The organism is Achromobacter sp. Marseille-Q0513, assembly GCF_018195695.1.
GTDB lineage: Bacteria > Pseudomonadota > Gammaproteobacteria > Burkholderiales > Burkholderiaceae_B > Achromobacter.
In genome coordinates this window covers 36,205-47,709 of sequence record NZ_JAGTJY010000028.1, presented here as the reverse complement: position 1 = coordinate 47,709, position 11,505 = coordinate 36,205, and the positions used below count along the sequence as shown (strand labels likewise).

The window sequence follows — 11,505 nt, the reverse complement described above, 5'->3', positions numbered from 1 at the left end:
GTGCTGAAGGCGTCCGGGCGCAGGTACTTGCGCATGGCCGCGTTCACCACGTCGGGCGTCAGCGCGGAGATCTTCTTGTCCATGTCGGCCGACCAGGCGAAGGTGCGTCCGCGCTCCAGGTAGTCCAGCCACACGCCGGCCACCACGTCATCCTGCGCGCGGGCGAGGTTGCGGTAGTTCAGCAGGGCGGTGATGCCGTCGGAGATCTCCTTGTCCGAGAAGCCGTCCTTCAGCACGCGGGCCAGTTCCTCGCCCACCGCCTTTTCCAGGCGCTCGCGGTTCTGCGGCGCGTAGATGGCGTAGATGCTCCACGAGGCGTTCGGCTCGAACGCCGACACCGACAGCGAGCTGCGCACGTTGTAGGACAGGCCTTCGGTTTCGCGCACGCGGTTCCACAGGCGCGAGGTTTCCGAGGCGCCGAACAGGTAGTTGGCCAGGTACAGCGCCGCGTAGTCGGCGTCGCTGTCCTGCAGCTTCAGCGGCATGCGCGACAGGTAGAAGGCGTTGGCCTTGTCGGGCGTCTCGATGTCGAAGCGCTGCGCGGCGATCTCGCGGTACGGATTGGCCACGCGCTCATAGGCGGGCGCGCGTTTCCAGCCGGCCAGGCCGGCCTTGATGGCCTTCTCGATGGCTTCGGGCTGGAAGTCGCCCACGGCCGAGTACTCGATGTTGCCGGCGCCGTAGAACCTGGCGTGGAATTTCGCCAGGGCATCGCGGTTCAGGCCGCTGGCGCTGGCCAGCGCTTCGTCGAAGGTCGGCACGTAACGCAGGTCATCGGCGGGCCACGGATTGTCCTGGCGGGCCAGGGCGCGCGAGGCCAGCGCCGAGGGCTCGGTCATGGCGTTGCGGATCGAGGTTTCGAGCTGGCGCTGGTACTCCTCCAGCTGGTCCTTCGGGAAGTTGGCGTTGCGGACGATGTCCAGCGCCAGCGTGGTCAGCTCGGGCAGGTTCTCGCCCTTGGTGGACATGGCGATGCGCAGCGTGGTGCCCGAGCCCGAGAAGCCCAGCTCGGCCTGCAGCCTGTCCAGGCGATCCTGGATGTCCTGGCGCGAGAGCTTGGCCGTGCCGCGGTTGAGCTGGTCAGCCACGGCGGCGGCATTGACGCGCTGGCCGCGCAGGTCCTGCGCGGTACCGAACTGAATCTGCATCTGCGCCTGCACGCGGTTGCCGCGCGTGGCCTTGGGCAACAGCGCCAGCTGCACGGGGCCGTTGGGCAGGTCCAGCTTCTTGCGCAGCGTCAGCTTGTCGATGTTGGCGGGCGAGGGATCGAAGGCCGACGCGCTCTTGAAGTCCGGGTCGCCCTTGTAGTCCTTGAAGACCTCGCTCAGGTCCACGCGCTGCGTCTGCGGCGCGCGCTGCGGCTTTTCGGTGGGCAGGTAGCGGCCCTCGATGCGGTTGCTCTGCACCAGGTAGGACGTGGCCGCCTTCTGCACTTCGCCCAGCGTGGCCTTGCGGGCGCGGTCGCGCTGCAGGAAGAACAGGCGCCAATCGCCGGCGGCGATGGCTTCGGACAGCGCCACGCCGACCTGCTCGGGATCGCTGTACACCTGTTCCCACGAGGTCAGCCACTTGCTGCGCGCGCGTTCCAGTTCCTGCGCGGTGAAGGGCTTCTTGTCCAGCGTTTCGAGCGTGGCGGTCAGCGTCTTGAGCGCCGCGTCCATGTTCTTGCCTGGCGACAGCTGCGCGCCGAACATGGCCAGGCCGGGATCGAGCTGCTCCATGGTGAAGCCGAACACGCCCGAGGCCATCTTGGTGGGCACCAGCGCGTGGTACAGGCGGCCGGAAGGCGTATCGGCCAGGATGGTGGCGGCCAGGTCCAGCGGCACGAAGTCGGCGCTGCCCGCGGCGGGGATGTGATACATGGCCGCGACCAGCGGCGTGCCGCCCGTGCGGCGCAGCGTCACCGAGCGTTCGCCGTCCTGCACCGGCTCCACCGTGTACTCGCGCGGCAGCGCGCGTTCGGGCTTGGGCAGCTTGCCCAGCGTTTCCTCGATGTCGGCGAGCGTGGCCTGCGGGTCGAACTTGCCGGCCACGATCAGCACGGCGTTGTCGGGCTGGTAGTACTGATGATAGAAGGCGCGCAGCTGGCCGATGTCGACGTTTTCCACGTCGGAGCGCGCGCCGATGGTGTTCTTGCCGTAGCTGTGCCACTGGAACGCGGCCGCCTGCATCTTCTGCATCAGGATGCGGGACGGGCTGTTCTCGCCGCTTTCCATTTCATTGCGGACCACGGTCATTTCCGAGTCCAGGTCTTCCTTGGCGATCAGCGAGTTGACCATGGCATCGGCCTGCCAGCCCAGGTACCACTTGAGCGTCTCGGGGTTGGCGGCGAAGCTGGCGAAGTAGTTGGTGCGGTCGCCGGAGGTCGAGCCGTTGGCCTGCAGGCCGCGGCGCGAGAACTCGCCCATCGCGTTGCGCGTGGTGGACGTGCCCTTGAACAGCATGTGCTCCAGCAGGTGGGCCATGCCGGTCTGGCCGTAGTTCTCGTTGCGCGAGCCGACCAGGTAGGTCATGTTGACGGTGGTGGACGGCTTGGATTCGTCCGGCACCAGCAGCACCCGCAGGCCGTTGCCGAGGCGGTACTCGGTGATGCCTTCGATCGAGGCGGCCTCCGTGACGCCGGCCGGCAGGCTGGCGGCGCCGGCCTGGAAGGCCAGGAAGGAGGTGAACAGCAGCGTGCCCAATGGGCGCGGCAGCTTCGACAGGGACAGGCGCATGGCGAATCATTCCTTTGTCATGGCAGAATCCGTTGGAGTGTATACGGTGCGATAGGTTCAGGCTGTTCCGGGCCGCGCATCCAAGGAATCCCGCATGTCCCTGTCTCTGGAAATCGAAACGCCGCGCCTGCTGCTGCGACAATGGCGCGCCGCCGACCGCCAGTCTTTCGCTGAGCTGAACGCCGATCCGCAAGTCACTGAATTCCTGGTGCCGTTGGACGCCGCGCAGAGCGACGCGCTGGCGGACCGGCTGGCGGCCGAAATCGATGAGCATGGCTGGGGCGTCTGGGCGGTCGAAGCGCCGGGCGTGGCGCCGTTTATCGGTTTCGTCGGCATCCGGCCGCTGTCGTCCGCACTGCCTTTCGCGCCTGGCATCGAGATCGCCTGGCGGCTGGCGCGCCCATACTGGGGGCGCGGCTATGCGGCCGAGGCCGCGCAGGCCGCGCTGAGGGTGGGTTTCGAGCAGTTGCGCGCGCCCGAGATCGTCGCGTTCACGGTGGTGGAAAACCGGCGCTCGCGCGCGGTGATGGCGAAGCTGGGCATGCGCGAGGATCCCGTCCCGTTCCGGCATCCCGCCTTGGCCGAGGACCATCCGCTCAGCCTGCATGTCCTGTATCGGTTGCGGCAGCAGGACTGGCGCGCGGCGTCCGATCGCGATGGTGATGGGGACCGCTACGCGCCGGTCGCGGCCGCATAACGGTCCGCGCGGCGCGCGGTCATACCGTGTTGCGATGCAGCAAGCAGGCGCGGCGCGGTGGATTTGAAGACCGCCCGGTCACGGGTGTAAGCTGTCCGCACCGTATCACCTGTTGCAGACGGGGTGCGCGACAGCCGCTTAGCAGGTTTCCCGTCCAACGCCAGACGCCGCTGGTTCATCGCGGCGCCGGTGCTTGTGTTCGCGCCTTCGCCGCCGGCATCCTGCCGGCGCATCTTTCGGAGGAACGACCCATGCTGACCGAGATCGTCACGCGTGCCTTGTCCCAACTGACCGGCCGGCCCATGAGCGGCGAGCTGATCAAAGGACAGTTTCAATACGCCTATGCCAGCGACGACGGCCAATTCGTAGCCATACTCACCCATGACATGACGACCTACGTGGTCGACCTGAGCGCGCGCCGCTACTTCGCCGAATGCGGCGGCTCGCCCAGGGGATTCGCCGGCCATGTGCTGGAAATGGAGGGATCGGCCGCGCGCCGGCATCCCTGGCCCGCCGCCAACGACCTGTTCGACCTGGACATGGACGCGGACGAACTGGCCTGGCGCAATTGCCCGGGCCTGCGCTCCGCTGGCGCGGCGGGAGGATCAGTGGAGAGCCGCGCCGCCTGACAGAGTGGCCAGAAGCGGCAGCATCTGCTTGAACCGGCGTCTCGCGCCGGTTTTTTTTCGCGCCGCGCTGGCATCGCGAGACGTGGGCCATCGCTACAATCAGCGCATGAACCCGTCCGCCGAATTCCAAGCGCCCGAGGGCGCCACGCTGGTCGACTGCACGCTCGAGCGCCATGCCGACCAGATCCTCGCCATCTTCAACGATGCCATCGCCACGTCCACCGCGCTGTACGACTACAAGCCCAGGCCGCGCGAGTCCATGGATGCCTGGTTCCAGGCCAAGCAAAAGGGCGGCTTTCCGGTGATCGGCTACGAGAACGCGGCGGGCGAGCTGATGGGCTTCGCCAGCTACGGCACGTTCCGCGCGTGGCCCGCGTACAAGTATTCGGTGGAGCACTCGGTCTATGTGGACGGCCGCCATCGCGGACTGGGATTGGGCGAGGCGCTGATGCGCGCGCTGATCGCCCGCGCGCGCGAGCGCGACGTGCATGTGCTGGTCGGCGGCATCGACGCGGCCAACCAGGGCAGCATCCGCCTGCACGAAAAGCTGGGCTTCAAGCACGCGGGCACGCTGCGCGAGGCGGGCTTCAAGTTCGGTCGCTGGCTGGATCTGGCGTTCTACCAGCTGACGCTGGATACGCCCGCGAACCCGGTCGACGGCTGACGGGTTGAACCCGCCCGGACGCGCGGCGCGGGCGGACTACTTCGACAGGATGCGCATGGCCTGTTCCAGGCCGGCGACGGTCACGGGGTACATGCGGTCCTGCATGATGTCGCGCAGCAGCGCGATGGACTGGCGGTATTGCCAGGACGCGGTGGGTTCCGGATTGAGCCAGACCGACTTGGGCCAGGCGTCCAGCAGCCGCCGCAGCCACAGCGCGCCGGGCTCGGCGTTGTAGTGCTCGACCGAGCCGCCCGGCTGCAGGATCTCGTATGGGCTCATGGTGGCGTCGCCGACGATGATGAGCCGCCAGTCCGGGTTGTACTTGCGCAGCACGTCCCAGGTGTCGAAACGCTCGTTGTTGCGGCGCCGGTTGCTCTGCCACAGGCTTTCGTACGGGCAGTTGTGGAAGTAGTAGACGTCCAGGTTGCGGAACTCGCTGCGCGCGGCGGAAAACAGTTCCTCCACGCGCGTGATGTGGTCGTCCATGCTGCCGCCCACGTCCAGCAGCATCAGCACCTTCACCGTGTTGTGGCGTTCCGGCACCATGCGCAGGTCCAGGTGGCCGGCGTTGCGCGCGGTGCTGGCGATGGTGTCGTCCAGGTCCAGCTCCAGCTCGGCGCCTTCGCGCGCGAAGCGCCGCAGCCGGCGCAGCGCCACCTTGAAGTTGCGGGTGCCGAGTTCGACCTGGTCGTCGTAGTCGCGGAACTGGCGCATGTCCCAGACCTTGACCGCGCTGCGGTTGCCGGCCGAGTCGCCGCCCACGCGGATGCCCTCGGGATGGTAGCCGCCATTGCCGAACGGCGAGGTGCCGCCCGTGCCGACCCACTTGTTGCCGCCGGCGTGGCGTTCCTTCTGTTCTTCGAGCCGCTGCTTGAACAGCTCCATCAGCTTGTCCCAGCCGTGCTTCTGGATGGCGGCCTTTTCCTCGGGCGTCAGGCTCTTTTCAAACTGCTTGATCAGCCAGTCCGCCGGCACCTCGCGGCCTTCGGGCAGCGCGGCCGCGATGCCCTTGTAGTACGCGCCGAAGGCCTTGTCGTAGCGGTCGTACAGCGATTCATCCTTCACCAGCGTGGCGCGCGCCAGGAAGTAGAAATCGTCCAGCGTCGGCGGCATCAGGTCCTGGCGCAGCGCATTCACCAGCGTCAGGTACTCGTTGACCGAGACGGGCAGCTTGTGCGCCCGCAGGTGGTAGAAGAAATCGATCAGCATGGCGGGGCCGGCGCAAGGCTTAGCGGCGCTGTCCGCGGGTCATGGCGGCCAGGCGGTCGAGCAGGTGCATGTCCTGCTCGTTCTTGAGCAGCGCGCCGGCCATCAGCGGCACGGCCGCGGCCGCGTGCGCGTCGATCTCGGCGGCGGTGGCGTCTTCGGCCAGCAGCAGGCGCAGCCAGTCCAGCAGTTCGGACGTCGACGGCTTCTTCTTCAGGCCCGGCGCCTCGCGCAGCGCGAAGAAATTGTCCAGCGCGGCGCGCAGCACGTCCTGCTTCAGTTCCGGGAAATGCACGGCCACGATCTCGCGCATGGTCTCGCGGTCGGGGAAGCGGATGTAGTGGAAGAAGCAGCGGCGCAGGAACGCGTCGGGCAGGTCCTTCTCGTTGTTCGACGTGATGATCACCAGCGGGCGATGGCGCGCGGCGATGGTCTGGCGCGTTTCGTACACATGGAATTCCATGCGGTCCAGTTCGCGCAGCAGGTCGTTGGGGAATTCGATGTCGGCCTTGTCGATCTCGTCGATCAGCACCACCACGGGCTCCGGCGCTTCAAAGGCCTGCCACAGCGTGCCCTGCACGATGTAGTTGCGGATGTCGCGGACCTTCTCGTCGCCGAGCTGCGAGTCGCGCAGGCGCGACACCGCGTCGTATTCATACAGGCCCTGGTGCGCCTTGGTGGTGGACTTCACGTGCCATTGCAGCAGCGGCCGGCCCAGCGCGCGGGCGACTTCCTCGGCCAGCATGGTCTTGCCGGTGCCGGGCTCGCCCTTGATCAGCAACGGTCGCTGCAAGGTCAGTGCGGCGTTGACCGCCAGCTTGAGATCGTCGGTGGCGACGTAGGTATCGGTGCCCTCGAAGCGCGCGGGCGTTGCGGAATGAGCTGCGGACATGGGGTTTTGCCGGATGGGATTGACGGGGATCAATACGCTTTCAAAGGTATTAATTCATGGCAATTATCGTACAATCGGGCAGTTTTGCAGCCGGGTTCGCCCCGCGAAGTGTTTGCCCTGTCCCTAGCCATATCAAGAAGAGTCATTCCAATGAAGTTGCGAACCTCTCTGAAGTGCACGGTTTCCGTGTTGGCCGCGATGGCATCCTGTGCGATCGCCGGCCAGGCAGTCGCTGCCGACGCAGCCCCGGTCGGCAATATCCAGAACGCCCGCGATAAAGTCTCCATGTGCATCGGTTGCCATGGCATTGAAGGCTACAAGGCGACGTTCCCCGAGCTGTACCACGTACCCAAGATTGCTGGCCAGAACGCCAAGTACATCGAAACGGCCCTCAACGAGTACAAGAAAGGCGCGCGCAGCCATCCCACGATGGACGCCGTTGCCGGCAGCCTGTCCGACCAGGACATCGCCGACCTCGCCGCTTACTACTCGAATCTCAAATAAGAGGGGGCCACACCATGAATCGCACCATGCTTGCCCTCGCGGGCGCAACCCTGGCCATGGCGGGCGCCGCTGCCCAGGCGCAAGACCTGGCGGCTGGCAAGGCCGTGTTCGACAAGTTCAACTGCGCGTCCTGCCACGGCGCCGACGCCAAGACCGCGGTGGACCCGGCCTATCCGACGCTGGCCGGCCAGCACGCCGACTACCTGGTCCATGCGCTGAAGGCCTACAAGCGCGGCGCCTCGGGCAGCGCGGCCACGGCCAATGTGCGCAAGAATCCCATCATGGGCGCGTTCGCCGCCCAGCTGTCCGACCAGGACATCAACAACGTCGCCGCCTGGCTCTCGTCTCAGCCCAGCGATCTGGGCGTGCGGAAGTAGGACCACCCCCGAAGCGCTGCGCGCTTCCCCCTCTAGGGGGCATGCCTACGGACCGGCGGAGCCGGATCCGTGGCATCGCGCTCTTGGGGCGCCTGCGTTTTGCGGGGGCGCTGTGCTGTGGCTGCACGGTTGGTCTTGCGTTGCCTTGAGAGGGTGGCCTTGCTATGTTGGGGCATCGGACCCCGTTCGTGGGGTGTGAGCAGGCGTCGGATTGCAACGCCCGTTGCGTTGGCTGTTTGCGCCGGGCCTCAGCGTTCGGCGCGCTGGCGGATCAGTTCCACGTAGCTGTCGCTGTCCAGCGGCTTGCCCAGCCGTTGCGCTTCCCAGACCACCTGGCCCAGGCATTCCATGATTTCGTGGGCGGCGTGGTGGGCGTCGCTGCGCGAGACCAGCTTCTGATAGGCGCGGCGGATGCCGGGCGGGTGGTCGATGGACAGCTGTTCGGCGATGGCCAGGTGCATCGACAGGTGCAGGAACGGGTTGGTGCGCCCCTTTTCCACCGCGTATTCGGCCGTCATGGCTTCCGGGCTTTCCAGGTCGCCATGGTATTCGGGGTGCTCGATGATCCAGTCCAGGGCCATGATCTCGAGCGGCGTCAGCACCTCGGACGCGCGGTGCTTGCGCCAGGTTTCGATGAAGAATTCGCGGACTTGGTCGCGTGATGGGTTGAACATCTGCAAAAGTGAATAGGCGATAGATGTCCACATTTTAGCGCTCGCGGCCGGGCGGGCCCCGCCGGGCGGGCCATTGCGATATAGAATGGGTTGCCATCCGCTTGCCTCGTGCGTCCAGCGGGCCGCCGCGCCCGGCCGGGAAGCACGACGGGCGTCGCGGCGCGCGCGCAGAATAATCACCCGGAGCAAATGGAGCATTCATGTCCTATCAACATATCAAGGTTCCCGCCGGCGGCCAGAAGATCACGGTCAATGCCGATTTCTCGCTGAATGTGCCTGAGCAGCCCATCGTGCCTTTCATCGAAGGCGATGGCACTGGCGCCGACATCACGCCGGTGATGATCAAGGTCGTCGACGCCGCCGTGCAGAAGGCCTACGGCGGCAAGCGCAAGATCCACTGGATGGAAGTCTATGCGGGCGAAAAGGCCACCAAGGTCTATGGTCCCGACGTCTGGCTGCCCGAGGAAACGCTGGACGTGGTCAAGGACTACGTGGTCTCCATCAAGGGGCCGCTGACCACGCCGGTGGGCGGCGGCATCCGTTCGCTGAACGTGGCCCTGCGCCAGCAGCTGGACCTGTATGTGTGCCTGCGCCCGGTGCGCTACTTCAAGGGCGTGCCCTCGCCGGTGCGCGAACCCGAAAAGACCGACATGGTGATCTTCCGCGAAAACTCGGAAGACATCTATGCCGGCATCGAATACATGGCCGAGAGCGAGCAGGCCAAGGAGCTGATCCAGTTCCTGCAGACCAAGCTCGGCGTGAAGAAGATCCGCTTCCCGGCCACCTCGTCCATCGGCATCAAGCCGGTGTCGCGCGAAGGCACCGAGCGGCTGGTGCGCAAGGCCCTGCAGTACGCCATCGACAATGACCGCGCCTCGGTCACGCTGGTGCACAAGGGCAACATCATGAAGTTCACCGAAGGCGGCTTCCGCGATTGGGGCTACGCCCTGGCGCAGAAGGAATTCGGCGCACAGCTGATCGACGGCGGCCCGTGGTGCAAGTTCAAGAACCCGAAGACGGGCCGCGAGATCATCGTCAAGGACTCGATCGCCGACGCCTTCCTGCAGCAGATCCTGCTGCGCCCGGCCGAGTACGACGTGATCGCCACGCTCAACCTCAACGGCGACTACGTCTCCGACGCGCTGGCGGCGCAGGTGGGCGGCATCGGCATCGCGCCGGGCGCCAACCTGTCCGACTCGGTCGCCATGTTCGAGGCCACGCACGGCACCGCGCCCAAGTACGCGGGCAAGGACTACGTGAACCCGGGTTCCGAAATCCTGTCGGCCGAGATGATGCTGCGCCACATGGGCTGGACCGAGGCCGCCGACCTGATCATCGCCAGCATGGAGAAATCCATCCTGTCCAAGAAGGTCACCTACGACTTCGCCCGCCTGCTGGAGGGCGCGACGCAGGTGTCTTGCTCGGGCTTCGGGCAGGTGATGATCGACAATATGTAAGCCAGCTTGCTGGGCTGACGAAGACGTTGGAGCAAAAGGACCCGCCAGCCAAATGGCTGTGCGGGTCCTTTTGCTCCAGCTCGGAGTACTCATTTGCAATAACGTTAAGAAGTTAAACAGATTTCGCTAATTTATGGCAGGGGCGAAGAATATAATTCGCGCGCAGGACGGAATCACCCTACGGATTCGGTCCCGCCCGCTCCCGGCTGTTCCGCATTCTGTACTGCGCCCGCGCGATGCCCAGGTGCGGGGGACTCTCTTTCTTCCTGATAAACCGCTTAGCTGACTGCTTGCGCCCGTGCGGCGCCATGTTTGATTCCCATGCCTATGTTCTTTTCTCGAAGTGCCGCCTTGTTGGCTCTGCTAGTGCCGGCGCTGGCATTGATTTCGGCTGCAGGAGGTCCCGCGGTTCTGTATCTTGCTGGACTGCTCGCGCTTGTCGCCTGGGCCATGAATGTCGCCCGGCGGTGGCAGTCCTTTGATTTTCAGGACCTAATGCCCATGGTCGTCGCGCTGGGCGCACCCTTTGCCGCGATGCTCGTCAGTTGTCTATGGCTGGGTGTGTGGAGCGGCTCGGAAATCGAAAAGCTGCTGCGCTTTGCACTGGCAATACCGGTGTGCTGGCTGCTGCTGCGGGCGCCGCGCCAGTGGCTGATGCAGGTGCAATGGAGCCTGCTGTTCGCCGCCTATGCGGGTTCGTTGCTGCTGATTGTCATCATGCTTCGTTCGGAAATGGGCAGATACGGCATCGGGGAATTCGGCGGGCGCTACAACGCAGTGGCGTTCGCGGACCTGACCCTGATGTTCGCCACGCTCTCCCTGATGACGCTGCCTTGGCAATTGACCCGCTGGCCCAAAACGGAAGCGGCATTGAAGATCCTGGTAGTGCCGCTGGCGCTGACCGGGGTCTGGCTGTCGCAAACACGCAGCAGTTGGGTGTTGCTGCCGGTATATGGCCTGGTCTTTCTGCTGGGCAGGCGGGCTTGGACGTTGCGCCAAAAGGCCGCCTGCCTTGGCGTGGTTGCTATCGTATTGTGCGTGGCTGCCTTCTCTATCTGGAACGCCAAGCAAAGCCGTTGGAAGGAAGCGGTTTCCGACCTTGCTCTCTATGCACAGAAGGCGGATCGGGATACGTCCGTCGGTACGCGCATCCAGTTGTGGCATGCGTCCTGGTTGATGTTCAAGCAGAATCCGCTGGTTGGCGTCGGAGTGGCGAATTTCCGCTCAGAGTTGGCCAAGCTGGCAGAGCAGGACATCGTCACCAAGACAGTCGCCGCAGATTATGGCGAGCCACACAATGACTTCCTCGGCGCGCTGGCTGGCTATGGGCTGTTGGGCGTTCTGAGCATGCTGGCTCTCTATTTCGTTCCTGCCGTCGTTTTCTGGCGCCGCATGCGCAGCGACGATCCCGTTATCCAGGCGGGAGCTCAGATGGGCATGTTGTTCTGCCTGGGATACGCACTGTTCAGCCTGTCCGAGATGATGTTCCGCAACATGCGCAGCGTACCCATCTATGCGGTGACCGTCGTGCTGCTGTACGCGCTGACCACGGTTCGAAAGGGCAGTATCCCGGCGCCGTCCGCCAGCGCTTGAATTCCGCAGCGTCCTCGCGCTGCTCCGGTCAAAAAACGCAAGGTCTGATCCTTGCGTTTTTTTTCGTCCATCGCCAAAACCCGGACGACATTGAC

Annotated in this window: 11 protein-coding genes; 7 read left to right on the top strand and 4 right to left on the bottom strand. The window is 65.2% G+C overall.

All coding sequences use genetic code 11. The features are described 5' to 3' along the window. Window positions 1-2,717: pitrilysin family protein (locus KDH83_RS08825; protein ID WP_212314516.1), on the bottom strand; the 2,717-nt coding region annotated here is incomplete at its 3' end. 94 nt (window positions 2,718-2,811) lie between these two features. On the opposite strand from KDH83_RS08825, the gene KDH83_RS08820 reads away from it, so the two are divergent. From KDH83_RS08820 to KDH83_RS08810, 3 genes are all read left to right on the top strand, one after another. Beyond that, the gene (locus tag KDH83_RS08820) at window positions 2,812-3,414 is read left to right on the top strand and encodes a GNAT family N-acetyltransferase (protein WP_212314513.1); all 603 of its coding nucleotides are present in this window, start codon (window positions 2,812-2,814) and stop codon (window positions 3,412-3,414) included. Window positions 3,415-3,665: 251 nt separating this feature from the next. Next, window positions 3,666-4,043: a hypothetical protein gene (locus KDH83_RS08815; RefSeq protein ID WP_212314511.1), complete on the top strand. Its 378-nt coding sequence runs from the start codon at window positions 3,666-3,668 to the stop codon at window positions 4,041-4,043. A 106-nt stretch (window positions 4,044-4,149) separates the two neighbouring features. Beyond that, a complete protein-coding gene (locus KDH83_RS08810) occupies window positions 4,150-4,707 on the top strand; it encodes a GNAT family N-acetyltransferase (protein WP_212314509.1) in 558 nt (185 codons plus the stop codon). Between the two features lie 36 nt (window positions 4,708-4,743). Here the strand turns inward: KDH83_RS08810 and KDH83_RS08805 are convergent, their stop codons facing one another. Beyond that, complete coding sequence (locus tag KDH83_RS08805; protein WP_212314507.1) at window positions 4,744-5,916, bottom strand: VWA domain-containing protein; 1,173 nt, start codon at window positions 5,914-5,916, stop codon at window positions 4,744-4,746. A 19-nt stretch (window positions 5,917-5,935) separates the two neighbouring features. Then, window positions 5,936-6,805 carry a MoxR family ATPase gene (locus KDH83_RS08800; protein ID WP_212314505.1) on the bottom strand — a complete coding sequence of 290 codons (870 nt, stop codon included), beginning with the start codon at window positions 6,803-6,805 and terminating at the stop codon, window positions 5,936-5,938. A gap of 150 nt (window positions 6,806-6,955) precedes the next feature. Between KDH83_RS08800 and KDH83_RS08795 the strand changes: the two genes are divergently transcribed. Both KDH83_RS08795 and KDH83_RS08790 read left to right on the top strand, forming a co-directional pair. Further along, window positions 6,956-7,309 (top strand): cytochrome c, encoded by a 354-nt coding sequence (locus KDH83_RS08795; protein WP_103272869.1) that lies wholly within the window; start codon window positions 6,956-6,958, stop codon window positions 7,307-7,309. A 14-nt stretch (window positions 7,310-7,323) separates the two neighbouring features. Next, window positions 7,324-7,686 carry a c-type cytochrome gene (locus KDH83_RS08790; RefSeq protein ID WP_212314503.1) on the top strand — a complete coding sequence of 121 codons (363 nt, stop codon included), beginning with the start codon at window positions 7,324-7,326 and terminating at the stop codon, window positions 7,684-7,686. Between the two features lie 248 nt (window positions 7,687-7,934). Here KDH83_RS08790 and KDH83_RS08785 read toward each other — a convergent pair whose 3' ends face one another. After that, window positions 7,935-8,360: a DUF1841 family protein gene (locus KDH83_RS08785; protein ID WP_103272871.1), complete on the bottom strand. Its 426-nt coding sequence runs from the start codon at window positions 8,358-8,360 to the stop codon at window positions 7,935-7,937. Between the two features lie 200 nt (window positions 8,361-8,560). Here KDH83_RS08785 and icd point away from each other — a divergent pair, with 200 nt between their 5' ends. Together icd and KDH83_RS08775 are read left to right on the top strand one after the other, a co-directional pair. Continuing rightward, window positions 8,561-9,817: an NADP-dependent isocitrate dehydrogenase gene (icd, locus tag KDH83_RS08780; RefSeq protein WP_103272872.1), complete on the top strand. Its 1,257-nt coding sequence runs from the start codon at window positions 8,561-8,563 to the stop codon at window positions 9,815-9,817. 321 nt (window positions 9,818-10,138) lie between these two features. After that, on the top strand, window positions 10,139-11,410 hold the full coding sequence (locus KDH83_RS08775; protein WP_212314501.1) for an O-antigen ligase family protein: 1,272 nt from the start codon (window positions 10,139-10,141) through the stop codon (window positions 11,408-11,410). Window positions 11,411-11,505 lie beyond the last annotated feature (95 nt).

Coding starts and splice junctions, on each gene's coding strand:
- KDH83_RS08795 (WP_103272869.1), top strand. CDS start 6,956: ATGAAGTTGCGAACCTCTCTGAAGTGCACGGTTTCCGTGTTGGCCGCG.
- KDH83_RS08820 (WP_212314513.1), top strand. CDS start 2,812: ATGTCCCTGTCTCTGGAAATCGAAACGCCGCGCCTGCTGCTGCGACAA.
- KDH83_RS08775 (WP_212314501.1), top strand. CDS start 10,139: ATGCCTATGTTCTTTTCTCGAAGTGCCGCCTTGTTGGCTCTGCTAGTG.
- icd (WP_103272872.1), top strand. CDS start 8,561: ATGTCCTATCAACATATCAAGGTTCCCGCCGGCGGCCAGAAGATCACG.
- KDH83_RS08815 (WP_212314511.1), top strand. CDS start 3,666: ATGCTGACCGAGATCGTCACGCGTGCCTTGTCCCAACTGACCGGCCGG.
- KDH83_RS08810 (WP_212314509.1), top strand. CDS start 4,150: ATGAACCCGTCCGCCGAATTCCAAGCGCCCGAGGGCGCCACGCTGGTC.
- KDH83_RS08805 (WP_212314507.1), bottom strand. CDS start 5,916: ATGCTGATCGATTTCTTCTACCACCTGCGGGCGCACAAGCTGCCCGTC.
- KDH83_RS08790 (WP_212314503.1), top strand. CDS start 7,324: ATGAATCGCACCATGCTTGCCCTCGCGGGCGCAACCCTGGCCATGGCG.
- KDH83_RS08785 (WP_103272871.1), bottom strand. CDS start 8,360: ATGTTCAACCCATCACGCGACCAAGTCCGCGAATTCTTCATCGAAACC.
- KDH83_RS08800 (WP_212314505.1), bottom strand. CDS start 6,805: ATGTCCGCAGCTCATTCCGCAACGCCCGCGCGCTTCGAGGGCACCGAT.